The organism is Marinobacter sp. SS13-12 (assembly GCF_030227115.1).
GTDB lineage: Bacteria > Pseudomonadota > Gammaproteobacteria > Pseudomonadales > Oleiphilaceae > Marinobacter.
Genome location: NZ_JASSUA010000002.1, coordinates 1 through 16879, shown reverse-complemented (window position 1 = coordinate 16879; position 16879 = coordinate 1). Strand labels below are relative to the sequence as shown.

At 56.2% G+C, this 16879-nt stretch carries 18 protein-coding genes and 1 other RNA gene; 3 read left to right on the top strand and 16 right to left on the bottom strand.

Annotated elements, in window-relative coordinates; translation table 11 throughout:
- Window positions 1–4 precede the first annotated feature (4 nt).
- From rsmH to rsmI, 4 genes are all read right to left on the bottom strand, one after another.
- A complete protein-coding gene (gene rsmH / locus QPL94_RS13055) occupies window positions 5–973 on the bottom strand; it encodes a 16S rRNA (cytosine(1402)-N(4))-methyltransferase RsmH (RefSeq protein ID WP_285357964.1) in 969 nt (322 codons plus the stop codon).
- The gene (gene mraZ, locus QPL94_RS13050) at window positions 970–1422 is read right to left on the bottom strand and encodes a division/cell wall cluster transcriptional repressor MraZ (RefSeq protein ID WP_137437377.1); all 453 of its coding nucleotides are present in this window, start codon (window positions 1420–1422) and stop codon (window positions 970–972) included. The genes rsmH and mraZ overlap by 4 nt, the downstream gene beginning before the upstream one ends.
- A gap of 305 nt (window positions 1423–1727) precedes the next feature.
- Window positions 1728–2089: RNase P RNA component class A (gene rnpB / locus QPL94_RS13045), an RNA gene on the bottom strand.
- Window positions 2090–2152: 63 nt separating this feature from the next.
- Window positions 2153–3019, bottom strand: coding sequence for a 16S rRNA (cytidine(1402)-2'-O)-methyltransferase (rsmI, locus tag QPL94_RS13040; RefSeq protein WP_285357963.1), 867 nt, complete (start codon window positions 3017–3019; stop codon window positions 2153–2155).
- A gap of 185 nt (window positions 3020–3204) precedes the next feature.
- Here rsmI and QPL94_RS13035 point away from each other — a divergent pair, with 185 nt between their 5' ends.
- Genes QPL94_RS13035 through QPL94_RS13025 form a run of 3 tightly spaced genes read left to right on the top strand, consistent with a single transcriptional unit; the run spans window position 3205 to window position 6059 of the window.
- A complete protein-coding gene (locus QPL94_RS13035) occupies window positions 3205–5073 on the top strand; it encodes a penicillin-binding protein activator (RefSeq protein WP_285357962.1) in 1869 nt (622 codons plus the stop codon).
- A gap of 18 nt (window positions 5074–5091) precedes the next feature.
- Entirely contained in the window at window positions 5092–5466 is a 375-nt protein-coding gene (locus QPL94_RS13030; protein ID WP_285357960.1) for a YraN family protein, read from the top strand.
- 2 nt (window positions 5467–5468) lie between these two features.
- Entirely contained in the window at window positions 5469–6059 is a 591-nt protein-coding gene (locus tag QPL94_RS13025; RefSeq protein WP_285357958.1) for an SIS domain-containing protein, read from the top strand.
- Window positions 6060–6131: 72 nt separating this feature from the next.
- Here QPL94_RS13025 and QPL94_RS13020 read toward each other — a convergent pair whose 3' ends face one another.
- From QPL94_RS13020 to QPL94_RS12965, 12 genes are all read right to left on the bottom strand, one after another.
- Complete coding sequence (locus tag QPL94_RS13020) at window positions 6132–6551, bottom strand: ClpXP protease specificity-enhancing factor (RefSeq protein WP_285358705.1); 420 nt, start codon at window positions 6549–6551, stop codon at window positions 6132–6134.
- A 56-nt stretch (window positions 6552–6607) separates the two neighbouring features.
- Window positions 6608–7237: a glutathione S-transferase N-terminal domain-containing protein gene (locus QPL94_RS13015; RefSeq protein ID WP_137437372.1), complete on the bottom strand. Its 630-nt coding sequence runs from the start codon at window positions 7235–7237 to the stop codon at window positions 6608–6610.
- A 108-nt stretch (window positions 7238–7345) separates the two neighbouring features.
- A complete protein-coding gene (locus QPL94_RS13010) occupies window positions 7346–8101 on the bottom strand; it encodes a cytochrome c1 (protein ID WP_285357957.1) in 756 nt (251 codons plus the stop codon).
- On the bottom strand, window positions 8101–9333 hold the full coding sequence (locus QPL94_RS13005) for a cytochrome b (RefSeq protein ID WP_285357955.1): 1233 nt from the start codon (window positions 9331–9333) through the stop codon (window positions 8101–8103). The genes QPL94_RS13010 and QPL94_RS13005 overlap by 1 nt, the downstream gene beginning before the upstream one ends.
- The gene (gene petA, locus QPL94_RS13000) at window positions 9333–9929 is read right to left on the bottom strand and encodes a ubiquinol-cytochrome c reductase iron-sulfur subunit (protein WP_285357953.1); all 597 of its coding nucleotides are present in this window, start codon (window positions 9927–9929) and stop codon (window positions 9333–9335) included. The genes QPL94_RS13005 and petA overlap by 1 nt, the downstream gene beginning before the upstream one ends.
- 242 nt (window positions 9930–10171) lie before the next feature.
- Entirely contained in the window at window positions 10172–10564 is a 393-nt protein-coding gene (gene rpsI / locus QPL94_RS12995; RefSeq protein WP_137437368.1) for a 30S ribosomal protein S9, read from the bottom strand.
- Between the two features lie 12 nt (window positions 10565–10576).
- On the bottom strand, window positions 10577–11005 hold the full coding sequence (gene rplM, locus QPL94_RS12990; protein ID WP_114613349.1) for a 50S ribosomal protein L13: 429 nt from the start codon (window positions 11003–11005) through the stop codon (window positions 10577–10579).
- A 245-nt stretch (window positions 11006–11250) separates the two neighbouring features.
- A complete protein-coding gene (locus tag QPL94_RS12985) occupies window positions 11251–12039 on the bottom strand; it encodes a TatD family hydrolase (RefSeq protein WP_285357950.1) in 789 nt (262 codons plus the stop codon).
- Window positions 12040–12055: 16 nt separating this feature from the next.
- Window positions 12056–13636 carry a peptide chain release factor 3 gene (prfC, locus tag QPL94_RS12980; protein ID WP_285357949.1) on the bottom strand — a complete coding sequence of 527 codons (1581 nt, stop codon included), beginning with the start codon at window positions 13634–13636 and terminating at the stop codon, window positions 12056–12058.
- 96 nt (window positions 13637–13732) lie between these two features.
- Window positions 13733–14239 carry a ribosomal protein S18-alanine N-acetyltransferase gene (gene rimI / locus QPL94_RS12975; RefSeq protein WP_285357948.1) on the bottom strand — a complete coding sequence of 169 codons (507 nt, stop codon included), beginning with the start codon at window positions 14237–14239 and terminating at the stop codon, window positions 13733–13735.
- Between the two features lie 3 nt (window positions 14240–14242).
- A complete protein-coding gene (locus QPL94_RS12970; RefSeq protein ID WP_285357947.1) occupies window positions 14243–15067 on the bottom strand; it encodes a hypothetical protein in 825 nt (274 codons plus the stop codon).
- A 28-nt stretch (window positions 15068–15095) separates the two neighbouring features.
- Window positions 15096–16643 carry a 2-isopropylmalate synthase gene (locus tag QPL94_RS12965; protein WP_285357946.1) on the bottom strand — a complete coding sequence of 516 codons (1548 nt, stop codon included), beginning with the start codon at window positions 16641–16643 and terminating at the stop codon, window positions 15096–15098.
- Window positions 16644–16879: the final 236 nt, after the last annotated feature.

Below are 16879 nucleotides of genomic sequence, written 5' to 3'. Positions count from 1 at the left end.
GTTGTTACTTGTGTTGTTCCGGTATCCGTTCGAGAACGCGCATAACTGCGCTTCTCGCCCGCACGTTGTCACTGACTTCTTCCGAATCCGCCTTGTTCGCCTTGCCGACCAGCCGGAATGCCGACGCTTCCTGCTCTGCAGTTACCGGCACGCCTTTTGGCAGTCTCGGGCCGCGAGCCAGGTCACGCATGAAGCGCTTGACCAGTCGGTCTTCCAACGAGTGGAAGCTGATCACCACCAGCCTTCCGCCGGGCATCAGCTTTTCAACGGCAGCACTGAGCCCCGCCTCCAGGTCTTCCAGTTCCCGGTTAATAAAAATACGGATGGCCTGGAAAGTCCGGGTAGCCGGATGCTTGTGCTTTTCCTTTTTCGGAACCGCCTCGCTGACCAGTGACGCCAACTGATGCGTGGTCTCAAGTGGCGCTTCTTTACGGCGCTCCACAACGAGACGGGCGATACGGCGGGAGAACCTTTCCTCACCGTATCGCCAGATCACGTATGCGATGTCTTTTTCATCCGCTTCCGCCAACCACTGCGCCGCACTCGGCGCCTGGCCCGGATCCATTCTCATATCCAGCGGACCATCCCGCATGAAGCTGAATCCTCGGGTAGCGTCATCCAGTTGCGGGGATGAAACACCAAGATCCAGCAGCACGCCATTAACCTTCATCCATCCCTGGGCATCCGCAGCTGCGCCCAACTCGGCAAAGGAGCCGTGATACGACAGAAAACGCGAGTCTTCATTCGCCAATTCCCGGGCCACCTCAATGGCCTCCGGATCCTTGTCGATGCCCAGTAGCTTTCCGCCTGGCGCAAGCTGGCCGAGAATCAGACGGCTGTGGCCACCGCGACCGAAGGTGCCGTCGATATAGACGCCTTCCGGGTCGTTAACCAGCAAATCGACCGCCGAGTCAAGGAGCACGGAGCGATGCCGGTACTGCCCGGCCGACTCCTGCTTGCGGTCGGCGGTCATAGCGACAATGCCTCCATTTGTGGTGGCATTTCGTCCTCATCCGACGCTTCGTCAAGCCATGCGAACCAGCGCTCTTCACTCCAGAGTTCCAGTTTCTTGCCCTGGCCAATCAGCATCAGTTTCTTCTCGAGACGCGCATAACTGCGCAGTGTGGGCGGAACCAGAATGCGGCCGGCGGAATCCAGCTCCAGTGGCGTGGCATGCCCCAGCAACAGACGCTGCAACCTGCGGGCGGCCTTGTTCATGTTGGGAAGTGCTTCGATCTGTGGCCTTAGTGCCTCCCACTGAGGCTCCGGATACACCAGCAGGCAGCGCTCTTCATCGGCATTGGCCGTCAATACGATGCGGCCACCGCAGGCGTGCGCGAGCTCTTCACGCACTCTGGCGGGGATCGCAAGGCGACCCTTCGCATCCATATTGATGGCATGACTGCCAAGAAAATTGCTCATTTGCACCTATTCCGGGGTTTTGAAACCACAAATAACCACTAGAAACCACTTTTTCCCACTTGTGCACACTATAGAAACACGCAATACACAATGCAAGCGCCGCGAACAGCGCCACACCCGGGAAAGTTCCTTTTATGACAAGAGGTTACAGAACAAGATTGGCAACAGGCTGGAGATTACGGAAAAGAAAAACCTAAAAATCAATCACCTGCAGAAACAAGTGAAGACGGCAAGTGAGCTCTAAGATTTTTTGGCTATAAAGGTTTGCTGGTGAGAATGACAAAAGTCACACAATGCGGAAAAGAAAAATGAGCTCGCCGGTAAGCCGGGTTCTGTCTGGGACAGTCATTCATCTAGGGCCTGCGTCGCCACAGGCCTCAAGCGACCTACCCGAATCCAGCGCGGGCCGCGCCATAGGATTCCTATTTGGTCTTGCTCCAGGTGGGGTTTACCATCGCCGTGAACTGTTGCCAGTCACGCGGTGCGCTCTTACCGCACCATTTCACCCTTACCGGTGGCCGCGAACATGTCACGGCCACTTAGGCGGTATACTTTCTGTTGCACTTTCCGTCGGCTCGCGCCGCCCAGGCGTTACCTGGCACCTTGCCCTGTGGAGCCCGGACTTTCCTCCCCCGGTAAAACCGGCGGCGACTGTCTGGCGAGCTCGGGAGAGACCTTACTCCAGCTCACCATGGCAGGCAAGGGAAAACGAACAACGATAACGTCTCCGTCATTCCGCCTTCAGCTCCAGTGCACGCTGGTAGAGTTCGTTCTTGGAACTGCCGGTCAATTCCGCCGCCAGCTTCGCCGCCTTTTTCACCGGCAGCTCCTTGAGCAGTAAAGCCAGTACACGATCTACCTCGACCGAACCAACGGCAACTTCGGCATCGCTGGCTCCGTGAACCATGACCACGAATTCGCCGCGACTGCCATGGGGGTCGGCTTCAAGAGCGTCTCCCACCGATCCGGCCGCACCTGCATAGAAGGTCTCGAATGCTTTCGTAAGCTCCCGCGCCAGCACCAGCTCCCGCTCGGCTCCCATTACCTGCTCGATATCCCTGACGGTATCAACAATCCTGTGCGGGGATTCATAGAACACCAGGGTTGCTGATTCCCTGGCAAGACGCTCCAGCGCAGCTTTTCGCGCCCCCTGCTTGGCAGGCAGAAAACCCTCAAACAGGAAACGGTCGGTCGGCAAGCCAGCTGCGCTTAGCGCTGTAACAAGGGCGCAGGCACCGGGCACCGGGCTGACCCGAAAGCCACGTGCCCGCGCCTCCCGTACGAGCACATATCCCGGATCAGAGATCAGCGGTGTGCCAGCATCGGAAATCAGCGCAACGTCCTGGGATGCCGCAAGCTTGTCCAGAATCTGACCGGCTTTGTCCCGCTCGTTATGGTCATGTAGCGCCATCATGGGCTTGCGAATTCCCAGGTGCTGCAGCAAGCGGCCACTATGCCGGGTATCTTCCGCTGCAATTACGGAGACCCGTGATAAAATCGATGCGGCCCTGGGAGACATATCGTCCAGATTACCGATGGGAGTGGCGACGATGTAAAGTGTGCCAGAGTGTTCTGGCTGGTCATTCTCCGAGTTCACGAATACCTCTCTTTGCTCCGGCGGATGACGCCAACGTCATGTGAATTCACGTGGGAGCTGTTAAACTTGCGGGCCTGATTAAGCAAACCATTTACAGGAAGCCCGGCGGGATCAGGGCTTCCGGCATGATGCCGCCGATTACCCGGCGCCACAAGCGTAATAACCCGGAGTACTGTGAGCCAGCCATGACCAGATACCGCCTGAACCTGAGAATCACCGCCCTATTTGTGGCAATGGGACTGCTGTTTGCGGGTTGTGCCAGCGTGAACCTCGAATCCCATGTCGCCGCGGGCGCCGACGAAGCCCTTGAAGTCGCAGCTGGCGTAGGAGACCGCAAAGACGCACAGTCCTATCTGCTGCGGGCAGCGGACAGGTTTCAGAACCAGAACCAGCACCGGGACGCGAGAACACTTCTGCAAAGCGATCAGTTTGACGCAGCTGATCAGGAAACCGCAAACCAGCAGATACTCCTGTCCATGGCTAGCGCAACTGCCCTGAATGATGCCCGGTGGGCAGAGGACATCGCGACGGAAATTGCACCGGACCACTTTCTCAACTATGAACGGAACCTGATTAACCGCGCTGCAAAACTGCAGGAACAGACCTATCAGCTGGCCGGCGACAATCTGGCCGCCGCTGTGACCCTGATCCTGCTTGCAGAGGCGGACGCTGATGCAGACATCCAGTCGCTCCACGATGCCATCTGGCAGAACCTGAAGCGGACCTCAGACACCGAACTGGCTGATGAGGAAGGGCGCGCTATAGGCTATGAGGCCCAGGGCTGGCTTGAACTGGCCGGCATTCTCAGAGAGCCGGAGACAAGCCTGGACGAACAGGGAAAGATGATTCGCAGCTGGCAAAACAACTGGCCCGACCATCCCGCAGCCGCTACCCCGCCGGCAGAGCTGCAACTCATCGCCAGCCTGGCTGAGTCCCGCCCGGAAAGAATCACCCTGGCAGTTCCGCTCAGCGGGCCTCTCGCCAGCGCCGGCGCCGCCATCCGGGACGGTTTTTTTGCCGCATATTACGAGGACGACTCTGTAGATCGTGAAAAAATCAGTGTCCGGGTCGTGGACACCTATGACGATTCCTTTACCCAGCTCTACAACGAGCTGGTCAATGAAAACCAGGACCTGATCGTCGGTCCACTGGAAAAGGACGCACTGGCGACACTCGCCGGCATGGCGTCTTTGCCGGTTCCGGTTCTTGGCCTGAACTATTTGCCCTCAGACACCGAAGCACCTTCCGGCCTTTATCAGTTCGGTCTCTCCGCAGAAGACGAAGCGCGGCAGATCGCCGACCGCATGACCGCCGAGGGTGTCGACCAGGTTCTTGTGCTTATCCCTGCCGGGGAGTGGGGCGACAGACTGGAAAGCGCCCTGCTTCAGCGTCTGGCGTTGAATGAAGGCGTGGCGTTGGACATAGAACGCTATTATCGCGAAGACAACTTGCGGGCAGTCACTGCCGATTTGCTGGGGATCACGGTCTCCCGTAATCGCGCCATCGACGTTGAACGCACTGCCGGCATCGACGTCGAGTTCGAACCCCGGCGCCGACAGGATGCAGACGGCATCGTTATGGTGGCCGAGCCCACGGTTGCACGTCAGTTCAAGCCATTATTCGCCTTCTATTTTGGTGGCAACCTGCCGGTATATGCCCCCTCCATGGTGTATGAGGGCAATCCGGACCCATCCCGGGACCGTGATCTGAATGGCGTTATGTTTACCGACACTCCCTGGATACTGGAAGAGGACAACCCGTTCCGCAGTGTTGTGAAAGAAGCCATGCCGGATATCAGAGGCCAGCTTGGCCGCCTGTTTGCCATGGGCGCAGACGCCTGGAACCTGAGCAAACGCCTGCCCCTGCTACAACACGTTGAAGGTGCAACTATTGACGGGCAGACCGGCGAACTGGCCATGACTCCCGAGGGCAGTATTCACCGGAAACAACTGTGGGCACAGTTCCGTAACGGAACTCCAGAGCGACTGCCGACACTGGAGGCGCCCGCGACCAACGAAACTCAGGAAACTGACGAACTCTCAGTGCAGGAATAACAACGACAGGGTGCAGCCATGGATGGCGCTCAGAAAACCCGAAAAGCGACGGGGCATCAGGCCGAGGGTGTCGCCGCTCGCTACCTCATGAGCCGTGGCGTCAATATTCTTGAACGCAATGTGTTCAGCCGCGGCGGCGAAATCGACCTGGTCGGTATTGATGATGGAACCCTGGTATTCTTCGAAGTTCGCTTCCGGGGAGGTGGCAGCCTGGCAGGCGCGGCAGAGTCCATCACCCCCACGAAGCAGAAGCGGCTGATCAGGGCGGCCTCGTTTTACCTCCACCGGCATGGTCTGGGGAACGCCTATAGCAGAATCGACGTTATTGCGATCGCGCCGGGCGAAAGCAAAAAATACCGGATACAATGGATCAAAAATGCGATTCAGGCCTGACTATGACGGATACCGAACAACAGATAAATCAGTGGTTCGCAAACCACATGGAGCACACCGCTCACGCCGCCAGTTCCACAGCGCCCGGTATAGAGAGGGCTTCTGATGCTCTCGTCGGCACTCTGCTCAATGACGGCAAGATTATTACCTGCGCCAATGGTAACGCCAACATTCTTGCCCAGTACTTCTGCACCGCTTTGCTGAACCGGTTCGAGCAGGACCGCCCGGCACTACCGGCCATCAATCTTGGAGCAGACGCCACAACCTATTCTGCTATCTGCCGCGACAACCGTTTCAACGACACCTTTTCCCGACAGGTGCGGGCCATTGGCAAAGCCAATGACCTGTTAATGGTTTTTGTTGATGATGGCCACAAGGCCAACCTGATACAGGCCATACAGGCTGCTCACGACAGGGAGATGAACGTGGTGGTACTGAGTGCCAAGGAGAAAACCGACATTACATCACTGCTGCACCCCGAAGATCACGAGATTGCTCTCGACAACCTTTCGCCGACTGCCGCAACCCCGATCATGTTGGTGGTTATCAATGCCCTGTGCGGGCTGATTGACGAAAAGCTCTTCGGCGGATAGCAAAAAAGCCAGCTGATTTTAACAGCTGGCTTTTTCAGGTTGGTACCGATTGGCTGGCAGGACAACGTGCGGCTATTTCACCACCTTCAAGGTTGGCCGACCACTGGGCCGATCTCCGCTCTGCCCACCGTCACCAGCACTGTCCCCGTCCTTGCCTTCGGGACCTTCCGGATCCGGCGAGCCAGGCTCACTGCCAAACACCATACCCTCGCCATTTTCCTTGGCGTAGACCGCCATCACCGCTTGCAGAGGAATAAACACCTGCATAGGTACACCGCCGAAGCGAGCACTGAACTCCAACGCGCCGTTGCCAATTGCCAGCCCGCGGACAGCTCCGGGACTGATATTGAGCACGATCTGCCCATTTGCGACGTGCTCGGTAGGCACCTGGACTCCCTGAACGCCTGCATCAACCACGATATAGGGGGTACAGTCGTTATCGAGAATCCACTCATTGAACGCCCTGACGAGATAGGGACGACTCGATGTCATGGTTATCTTGCTATCAGGCACTGCCTTTCTCCTGAACCGGTTTCAGGCTCTGCAAATCAACTACGAATATCTTCTTCCAGGTCCGACAGGCTCGCCTTGAACCCTTCACGACTGAAAATGCTATCCATATACTTTTGAAGCGGTTTTGCCTGCTTTTCATTGAGCTCTATACCCAATGACGGCAAACGCCACAGAATCGGGGCAATACAGCAATCCACAATAGTGAACTCTTCCGACAGGAAGAACGGCATCTCACCAAACAGTGGCGCTGTGGCCAACAGGCTCTCACGAAGCTCTTTGCGAGCGACATCAGATGCCTTGGCGTTTGGCTGAGCAAGGATCTGATCCACCAGCCCGCACCAGTCTTTCTGGATGCGATGAATCATCAGCCGGCTGTTCGCCCGTGCAACGGGGTATACCGGAAGCAGCGGCGGATGCGGGAATCGCTCGTCCAGGTACTCCATCATGATGTTGGGCTCATAGAGCACAAGGTCACGATCCACCAGTGTCGGCAGTGCATTGTAAGGATTCAGATCGGCCAGCTCTCCGGGAGGGTTGTCCGGATCAACATTTACGACGTCAACCGTTACGCCCTTTTCTGCCAGCACAATGCGGACTCTGTGGCTGTAATGACTGGCCGGGTCCGAGAAAAACGTCATTGATGACCGCTTGGTCACAACGCCCATAGAACTACCTCACGATTTGACTAACCGAATTGACCCTGAAAAACGCAAAAATCCAGCGGGCCGGCAATTGCCCGCTGGAACTCAGGGATAAGGATTATACCTGAAAACTCAGTGTACGTCCTTCCAGTATTCGCGATTAAGCAGGTAGGCAAAGATAAAGAAGATCGCCACAAAGATCAGGACGAACATACCAAGCCTTTCACGCTCAACCTTTACCGGATCGCCCATGTAGGACATGAAGTTGGTCAGGTCGTACATGGCGCTGTTGAATTCCGCCGGCGACATCGAACCCTCGGTTTCCCATTCCGGGCAGGTATCCGCGTTACGGACATCACCACTGAGAGGGTCAACGCTGGCGCCTTCGCCAATTTGCGGCGCAACAGCACACAGGCCTTGCAGATCTGCCATGACATGAGGCATACCGACGTTGTCGAAGACAACATTGTTCACGCCCAGTGGACGGCTATCATCCTTGTAGAAGCCTCGCAGATAGGAATAGATCCAGTCCTCACCGCGAAGACGGGACTCCAGCGTCAGGTCCGGTGGCGGGGCACCAAACCAGTCAGCTGCCATATCCTTGTTCATGGAATTTTTCATCAGCTCGCCGATTTTCGCGCCTGTAAAGATCAGGTTTTCCTCATACAACTCCTGAGGAATGCCCAGGTCCTCCGAGACCCGCTTGTAGCGGGCGTACTCCATGGAGTGACACCCCATGCAGTAATTGGTGAACAGGGCCGCACCGCGTTGAAGCGACGTTTTATTGGTGTGGTCCGGCTCCATCGTATCCAGTTCAACGGCTGGAGCGGCTGCCAGCCCGAGAGCCGGCAGGATCGCTATGAAAAGACCAAATATCAGCTTTCTCATTATCCTGTCACCCTCTCTGGAACTGGCTTGGTTTTCTCCATGCGTGTATAGAACGGCATGAGAATAAAGTAGAGGAAGTAAAACGCTGTCAGAATCTGAGCAACGGTTGTACGACCCGCTGTCGCCGGAACGATACCGAGATAACCCAGGATTACGAAGCTGATGGCAAAGATCGCCAGGGCAATCTTGCTCAACCACCCTTTGTAGCGCATGGAGCGCACCGGGCTCTTGTCCAGCCAGGGCAGGACAAACAGTATGGCGATGGCGCCGCCCATAACCACGACACCCCAGAACTTCGCATCCAGGCCGAAGAGGTCAACGGTAACCGCCCGCAGCATCGCGTAGAACGGCGTGAAATACCACACTGGCGCTATGTGATCCGGTGTCTTGAGGGGGTTTGCAGGCTCAAAGTTGGGCTTCTCAAGGAACAGCCCCCCCATCTCGGGGAAGAAGAACACCACGATAAAGAAGATAAAGAAGAATACGCCTACACCCATCAAATCATGAACGGTGTAATAGGGGTGGAATGGAATGCCGTCTTTGGGCACACCGTTTTCATCCTTGTTCTTCTTGATGTCGATACCGTCAGGGTTATTGGAACCCACTTCGTGCAAAGCAAGGATGTGCAACACCACCAGACCGAGAAGAACGATCGGCAATGCGACAACGTGCAATGCAAAGAAGCGGTTCAGGGTAATACCGGAAATCAGGTAATCCCCGCGAATCCACAGTGACAGGTCATCACCGATCACCGGAATGGCACCAAAGAGGTTCACGATAACCTGCGCACCCCAGTAAGACATCTGCCCCCATGGCAGCAGGTAGCCCATGAAAGCCTCAGCCATCAGCACCAGGTAGATCAGCATTCCGAAAATCCAGATCAGTTCACGGGGCTTCTGATAGGAGCCATACATCAGGCCACGGAACATGTGGAGGTATACAACCACAAAGAAGGCGGAGGCGCCGGTGGAATGCAGGTAACGGAGCAACCAGCCCCATTCCACATCACGCATGATGTATTCCACGGAGGCAAAAGCTCCCTCACCGGAGGGGTTGTAGCTCATGGTCAGCCAGATACCGGTGACCAGCTGATTGACAAGCACCAGCATGGCCAGGGACCCAAAGAAGTACCACATGTTGAAGTTTTTGGGCGCGTAGTATTTGCCCAGGTGCTTGTTCCACGCTTCAACGATCGGAAGTCGCTCGTCGACCCAGTTCACTAGCTTATTCATTATGCTGCCCCCTCAGGATCAAGACCGACGGTGATCGTATTCTCGTCGTCATAGCGGTAGGGAGGCACCTCGAGATTCTGTGGTGCCGGCTGATTCGGATAGACACGACCGGCAAGGTCGTACTTCGAGCCGTGACACGCGCAGTAAAAGCCACCCAGCCAGTCTTCGCCAAGGTCCGCGGGGGCCACTTCAGGCCGGAACTGGGGGGAGCAACCAAGGTGTGTGCAGATGCCGACAACAACCGCATATTCGTCCTTGATGGCGCGCAGTTCGCCATCAATATAGGCTGGTTGTGCCGCGTCTTCCGAAAGAGGATCCTTGACCACGTCATTCAGCTCAAGGATATTTTCGTTCATTTCCTCGGTGCGTCGAATGACCCACACCGGTTTCCCGCGCCATTCGACAGTCATCTGCTGACCGGGCTCGAGCTTGCTGACATTGACGGTGACCGGTGCACCCGCCGCTTCCGCTTTGGCACTGGGATTCCAGGATGCCACGAAAGGTACGGCCGCACCGACGACGCCGACACCACCAACCACCGACGTGGCACCGATCAGAAACCGGCGCCTGCCTTGGCTCACGTCGCCATTATTCATTATGGTTTTCTCCCATCAGGCGACATGCAGTCCCGTTTGAAGGGAAACTGCACATCGAAAAGGACTTCTCACAACCCAAAAATATAAGCGCTCAAATGGTAATGAAATTACCCTGCCCTTACAAGTCGGAAAGGCCTCAGGCCGGACCAATACCTGTTCCGGATCAAATTGATATTGATTTTTCTCGACCCATAAAAAAACCCGGCCAACGGACCGGGTTCTTCGGGTCTGCTCCAGCAAACTTAACGCTTGGAGAACTGAGGACGCTTACGCGCCTTGCGCAGACCGACTTTCTTCCGCTCAACCTCACGGGCATCACGGGTAACGTAACCCGCTTTGCGCAGCGCAGGACGCAGTGTTTCGTCGTAATCCATCAGGGCACGGGTCAGACCGTGGCGAATAGCGCCAGCCTGGCCACTGTTACCACCACCCTTGACGGTGATATTGATATCAAAACGATCGGTAGAATCGGCGACAACCAGCGGCTGACGAACGATCATGCGCAAGGTGTCACGACCGAAGAACTGCTCGATAGTGCGACCGTTGATGGAGATGTTACCGCTTCCCGGCTTGATAAAAACCCGAGCCGTGGATGACTTGCGGCGACCAGTACCGTAATTTTGTGCTACAGACATATCCGCCTTCCGTTAAATGTCGAGTTCTTTGGGCTGCTGGGCTGCATGAGGATGCTCAGCGCCGGCATAAATTTTCAGCTTCTTGAACATGGCACGCCCGAGCGGGCCATTGGGAAGCATGCCTTTGACAGACTTCTGAATGATTTGCTCAGGAGCCTTGTCGACCAGCTTCTCGAAGTTGATGGACTTGATTCCACCCGGAAAGCCGGTGTGACTGTAGTACATCTTGTCAGATGCCTTTTTGCCGGTAACCCGTACCTGGCCTGCATTGATAACCACAATGTAATCACCAGTGTCGACATGAGGGGTGTACTCAGGCTTATGCTTGCCCCGCAGACGACGGGCGATTTCAGTTGACAGACGACCCAGCGTCTTGCCGGCTGCGTCTACAACGTACCAGTCACGTGTTACTGTTTCTGGTTTCGCACTCAGAGTCTTCATTGATTCCGCCTTGAACGCTATATAAGAAACGTTAAAAACCACCACCGGTAAATGCATGGCATCCGGAGGAGGTCCTTTACCTGTATGTTATGCGGCAGTGACATCATTCGGGGCTGAGATGATGGCATCGCCTTGAAAAGCCAGGGCGCGAAGTATATCCGAACCAAAAAAGAAAGCCAACCCCGAAGCGGGCTGTTTCGTTATTCACGTACCCTGCTCCCATCCTGTTAAATAAACGGCCCCTACTATCGCTCCGATGTCTCGCTTTCGTTCCAGCCGTATAGGCGCTGCACGTTGGCAAGCAGGGTGTGCGCCAGATCCTCGCGACCGCCACCGCGCAACTCCGCGAGCGCATCGAAGATCATTGACAAGTAAACCGGAGAATTACGTCCCGCAGGCACACCCTCCGGCGACATATCCGGCGCATCTGTCTCCAGGACCAGCGCGTCGACGGGCAACCGGGCAATGGTATCCCGGGTTTTCCGGGCCCGGGGGTGGGTAATAACACCACCAACGCCGATAAAGCAGCCCAGATCAATCAGCTTTGATGCCTGCTGGTAGCTGCCGGAAAACCCATGCACAAGCACCCTGCCGGCGAAACGCTTTCGACGCAGTACTTCATGAACCTCATCATGGGTCTTCACAGAATGCACAACAAGCGGAAAGTGTGTCTGTGTGGCGATATCAACCTGCGCCTCAAACCAGGGATACTGGCCTTTCAGATCACCATGCAGGCGGTCGAGCCCACACTCTCCCAGTGCAACGCATTGGCCCGGACGACGCACAAGCGCATCGCGCAGGGCGCTGAGGTCATCATCGCTATGCTCACCGACATACCAGGGATGGATCCCGAGGCAGTAGTACAATCCCTCGTACTCCGCGGCAATACGGCTGACCCTGCCCCAGTCATGGCGGCGTACGCCGGGAATAATCAGACCTGACAAGCCGCTGTTGTGAGCCTCTTCAAGCACGGCCTCGCGACGCCCGTCAAAGTCCGGGAAATCAAAGTGGCAATGTGCGTCTATGAGCCTCATCCATCACCCCAAAGAGTTAATGCTCCCGTGTTTTGTGGAAGCTTATGTCCGGATGCCGCTCCTGGGCCAGTTGTAAATTGACCATCGTCGGCGCGATGTAAGTCAGGCGATCACTGCCATCCAGCGCCAGGAAGTCGTTGGCCTTGCGCTCAAACTCGTCAAGCTTGCGTTCGTCAGCCGACGTTACCCAGCGGGCCGTAGCCACGTTGATGGGCTCGTATACCGCCTCTACCTTGTACTCGCTCTTGAGGCGGCTGACCACCACATCGAACTGGAGCACACCGACTGCCCCCACAATAAGATCGTTATTACGCAACGGCCGAAACACCTGGACAGCGCCCTCTTCGGCAAGCTGAATCAGGCCTTTCTGCAGCTGCTTGGATTTCAACGGGTCTTTCAGGCGAATCCGGCGGAACAGTTCCGGCGCAAAGTTCGGGATGCCGGTGAATTTCATATCTTCGCCCGAGGTAAACGTGTCCCCGAGTTGAATCGTGCCGTGGTTGTGCAGGCCAATGATGTCACCTGCAAAGGCTTCGCCTGCGTGCTCCCGGTCCCCTGCCATGAAGGTTAGCGCATCGGAAAAACGGACCTCCTTGCCAATGCGGACGTGGCGAGCCTTCATACCCTGACTGTATCGCCCTGAAACAATCCTCAGAAATGCCACGCGATCACGGTGCTGTGGGTCCATATTGGCCTGGATCTTGAAAACAAAGCCGGAAAAGACATCCTCAGCGGGCTCAACCAGACGCTGATCCGTTTCCCGTGGCTGCGGTTCCGGCGCCCATTCCACCAGACCATCAAGCATGTGGTCGACACCGAAGTTGCCCAGGGCCGTCCCGAAAAAAACCGGTGTCAGCTCGCCGGCGAGGAACGCCTCCAGATCAAACTCATGGGATGCACCCTTCACCAGCTCGATCTCATCCCTCAGCTCCTGCGCATAGGCACCAAGAACGGTGTCCAGCTCCGGGTTACCAATACCGTTGATAACCCGTTTCTCCTGGATCGTGTGCCCCTGTCCGGACTGGTAGAGAATCACTTCATCCCGGCTGAGATGGTAAACACCCTTGAAGTTCTTGCCCATGCCGATGGGCCAGGTGATGGGTGCACAGGCGATTTTCAGAACCTCTTCAACCTCGTCCATCAACTCCACTGGGTCCCTGGTTTCACGGTCCAGCTTGTTCATGAAGGTAAGAATCGGGGTGTCCCGCAGCCGGGTTACCTCCATCAGCTTGATGGTCCGCTCCTCGACACCTTTCGCACTGTCGATCACCATCAGACAGGAGTCGACAGCGGTCAACGTCCGGTAAGTATCCTCGGAGAAGTCTTCGTGGCCCGGGGTATCCAGCAGGTTCACCAGGCGACCGCCATAAGGAAACTGCATCACCGAGGTAGTAACCGAGATACCGCGTTCTTTTTCCATCTCCATCCAGTCGGACTTGGCATGCTGACCGGATTTTTTGCCTTTTACCGTGCCAGCCTTCTGTATGGCCTGGCCGAACAGGAGCACTTTTTCTGTAATCGTGGTTTTACCGGCATCCGGATGCGAGATAATCGCAAATGTGCGGCGATGGGATACTTCGCTGGCAAGGCTGGTCATAATTGGTAAAAACCTGAATCGGAGAGACTGTAAAAACGGTCGCTATTATAAGGGTAATAGCCCACCCACGCGAATGCGTATCTGTATGGGCAGGAGCTAGGGCGGGGCTGGGGCAGAAGAACGACCATCGACAGGCAGAGCCATCACCAACGCGTCTTCGCGCTCTTGCCCCCCGGGGTAATAACCTGGCCTGCGACCAATGACAGAGAAGCCTTCGCTGACATAGAGGTCCAATGCGCCGGCATTACTGTCCCGCACTTCCAGGAGAACCTGCGACATGCCGTCCTGCGCGGATTCCGCAACCAGGTGCCTCAACAGGTGCCGACCAGCACCTGACCTTCTTTGGCCAGCAGCTACACACAGATTCAGCAGGTGCGCCTCACCCGCCATATAGGCAACCACTGCGTAACCCGAGAGCCTGTCACACATCTCCAGAGCCCAAAGCCGGTAATCCGGACGAAAACAGCCACGGAAAACCGACTCGCTCCAGGGAAAGGAATAGCCCTGACATTCGATATCAAGTACGTCAGGCAGGTCGTCCTCGCACAGAACCCTGATCGTCATTGTACCAGCTTCAATCTTGCGGTAGACATCGTGGGGCACAACTCAGGCTCCCACAGCAGCTTTGAGTTGTTGCCACAGCTCACGCTTGTAGGCAGGCACTGCCGCCAGTTCGGCCAGACTGCGCGGAAAATCAACTGCGGGAGCTCCAAGAGCGGAAGCCAGCCATTCAGACCGGTCTGAAGGCATGTCATCTACCATAACCCCCAACAGCAACAGCCGGCGGGAACCGAACTCCTTGCTGACTGAAAGAAGGAGGTGGCGAAAATCATTCACGCTATTTCCTGGCACACGCGGGTTGCCAAATACTGGCCAGCGTATGTGACACGAGTTTTTCACGGTGGATTCCCCAAGCGACAAGAGGATATTTTCAGCCAGCGTGTGTTGAAGTCGCTCACTTGCGTCGTCAGCCACACTACTGACAAGTACCAGGTGCTCTGATACCCAATAGGCAAGATGCGCTTCAATCTGGCCCTGCGTTTCAGGTCCAGCAACAGTATCAGCAACGGACGCCACCTCCACAGAAGGCCCATCGACTAAAGGAGACGGCGACTCGACGGTAGCGGCAACAACGGGCTCTTCCGGTTTGACGGGTTCTGGTTGCTTGTGCGACCCGGGCTCGCTGTTCGCCATCAAGGCTTGCAATCCGGCCAGTCGATCTTTACCAGCACCCTCATCGCGGGCACGCGGCATTGAGGGTTGCGTAGAGCGAAGCACCATCAGATCGGATTCGGGCGCCGGAGCACCGTCGCCCACCGGAAACCGGAATTCCGGGCTGGGCGCGGCGCCGGGCAAGGGAGCACGGGCGTACCAGAGATGGATACCAGCCTTCCCCAGATAATACTGACGCTCTGCCTCTGACATCATCATAATGCTGATCCGTTACCGACTTTAGTGCTCAGACGTCAGCTCCCTGCGGGTGCTGTCGGACACCGCCGCTGCTGATCAGGTTTAGAGCCTCAATGTAAGCCTTCGCAGAAGCAATAATGATATCGGTATCGGCTCCTACGCCATTCACAATGCGTCCACCGCGCTCAAGCCGCACAGTCACTTCACCCTGGGCGTCGGTTCCGCTGGTTATATTGTTGACTGAATAGAGCTGAAGGTTACAGCCCGAATCCACCAGGGATTCAATCGCCTTGAACGTCGCATCCACCGGCCCACTGCCCTCGGCCTCTACTTTATGCTCTTTGCCATCCATCAACAGCGTCAAGGTGGCCCTGGGCACAACACCGGTTTCGGAGCAGACCTGCATTGTCACAAGACCGTAACGGCCATCCTCTTCCTGGCGGGTGTGGCTGGCGATGGCCTGGAGATCTTCATCAAAAATCTCATGTTTCAGGTCTGCCAGGGCCTTGAAGCGGGTGAACGCTTCATTGAGCTCGGTTTCTGTCTCAAACTGGATCCCCAGCTCCAGCAGACGGGAACGGAAAGCGTTCCTGCCAGAGTGTTTGCCCAGCACCAGACTGTTGGTATGCCAACCAACGTCCTGAGCACGCATGATCTCGTAGGTTTCGCGATGCTTGAGAACCCCATCCTGATGGATACCTGACTCATGGGCAAAGGCATTTGCACCGACAATCGCCTTGTTAGGCTGCACCGGAAACCCGGTGATGGTAGACACTAGCCGGGATGCAGGAACAATGTGCTGCGTATCAATGCGGGTGTCGATCGTATATAGATCCTGCCGGGTACGAACCGCCATCACCAACTCTTCCAGGGAAGCATTACCAGCCCGCTCACCCAACCCGTTAATGGTGCACTCTACCTGTCGGGCCCCACTGCTTACCGCAGCCAGGGAATTGGCAACCGCAAGGCCGAGGTCGTTGTGGCAGTGTACGGAAAAAATCGCTTTATCCGCATTGGGAACGCGGTTAAGCAACTGCCGGATCGTCTCGCCGAATTGCTCGGGGATGGCATACCCTACCGTGTCAGGGATATTGATGGTGGTTGCTCCGGCATCAATGGCCGCTTCAATAATGCGGCACAGAAAGTCCAGCTCTGAGCGGCCAGCATCTTCACAGGAAAACTCAACATCATCCACATGACTTCGCGCCCGCTTGACCGACCTGACCGCCTGCTCAACAACCTCATCGGGCTGCATCTGCAGCTTGTGTTTCATATGAATGGGAGAGGTAGCAATGAACGTATGTATGCGGCCCCGCTCAGCTGGCCTCACCGCTTCCGCCGCGCGATCGATATCCTTGTCCAATGCCCGTGCGAGACTGCAAATGGTAGAGCCCTTTATCGACTCTGCAATACCTTTCACCGCTTCAAAGTCACCCTGGCTGGCGATGGCAAAGCCGGCTTCGATCACGTCAACACGGAGTTTCTCGAGCACTTTGGCTATGCGCAGCTTTTCCGCTTTCGTCATAGTGGCGCCCGGGCTCTGTTCGCCATCGCGCAAAGTGGTATCAAAGATAACGAGGTGGTCTGTCGCGGACATAGCGATCTCCGTCGGAGCAACTTAACGAGTGTTTCGGGGCAGTATATCACTGAGTCACCAGTGAGGGGTTAATGATGCCGGTACAACGAATTATCCGCCGGCACTTCACTTTTAATTCAGGCAATAAAAAACCCCCGACGGCGAAGCCGCGGGGGTTTTTCGGTATTAAGAGCCTGACGATGACCTACTCTCACATGGGCAGAAGCCACACTACCATCGGCGCTGGTCTGTTTCAC

What these genes read in the sequence shown, in the direction of transcription:
- QPL94_RS12985 (WP_285357950.1), bottom strand. Translation starts at nt 12,039, where the DNA reads ATGAGGCTCATAGACGCACATTGCCACTTTGATTTCCCGGACTTTGAC.
- QPL94_RS12965 (WP_285357946.1), bottom strand. Translation starts at nt 16,643, where the DNA reads ATGTCCGCGACAGACCACCTCGTTATCTTTGATACCACTTTGCGCGAT.
- QPL94_RS13030 (WP_285357960.1), top strand. Translation starts at nt 5,092, where the DNA reads ATGGATGGCGCTCAGAAAACCCGAAAAGCGACGGGGCATCAGGCCGAG.
- QPL94_RS12970 (WP_285357947.1), bottom strand. Translation starts at nt 15,067, where the DNA reads ATGATGATGTCAGAGGCAGAGCGTCAGTATTATCTGGGGAAGGCTGGT.
- QPL94_RS13005 (WP_285357955.1), bottom strand. Translation starts at nt 9,333, where the DNA reads ATGAATAAGCTAGTGAACTGGGTCGACGAGCGACTTCCGATCGTTGAA.
- QPL94_RS13015 (WP_137437372.1), bottom strand. Translation starts at nt 7,237, where the DNA reads ATGGGCGTTGTGACCAAGCGGTCATCAATGACGTTTTTCTCGGACCCG.
- rpsI (WP_137437368.1), bottom strand. Translation starts at nt 10,564, where the DNA reads ATGTCTGTAGCACAAAATTACGGTACTGGTCGCCGCAAGTCATCCACG.
- QPL94_RS13035 (WP_285357962.1), top strand. Translation starts at nt 3,205, where the DNA reads ATGACCAGATACCGCCTGAACCTGAGAATCACCGCCCTATTTGTGGCA.
- QPL94_RS13020 (WP_285358705.1), bottom strand. Translation starts at nt 6,551, where the DNA reads ATGACATCGAGTCGTCCCTATCTCGTCAGGGCGTTCAATGAGTGGATT.
- QPL94_RS13010 (WP_285357957.1), bottom strand. Translation starts at nt 8,101, where the DNA reads ATGAGAAAGCTGATATTTGGTCTTTTCATAGCGATCCTGCCGGCTCTC.
- rplM (WP_114613349.1), bottom strand. Translation starts at nt 11,005, where the DNA reads ATGAAGACTCTGAGTGCGAAACCAGAAACAGTAACACGTGACTGGTAC.
- QPL94_RS13025 (WP_285357958.1), top strand. Translation starts at nt 5,469, where the DNA reads ATGACGGATACCGAACAACAGATAAATCAGTGGTTCGCAAACCACATG.
- petA (WP_285357953.1), bottom strand. Translation starts at nt 9,929, where the DNA reads ATGAATAATGGCGACGTGAGCCAAGGCAGGCGCCGGTTTCTGATCGGT.
- prfC (WP_285357949.1), bottom strand. Translation starts at nt 13,636, where the DNA reads ATGACCAGCCTTGCCAGCGAAGTATCCCATCGCCGCACATTTGCGATT.
- rsmH (WP_285357964.1), bottom strand. Translation starts at nt 973, where the DNA reads ATGACCGCCGACCGCAAGCAGGAGTCGGCCGGGCAGTACCGGCATCGC.
- mraZ (WP_137437377.1), bottom strand. Translation starts at nt 1,422, where the DNA reads ATGAGCAATTTTCTTGGCAGTCATGCCATCAATATGGATGCGAAGGGT.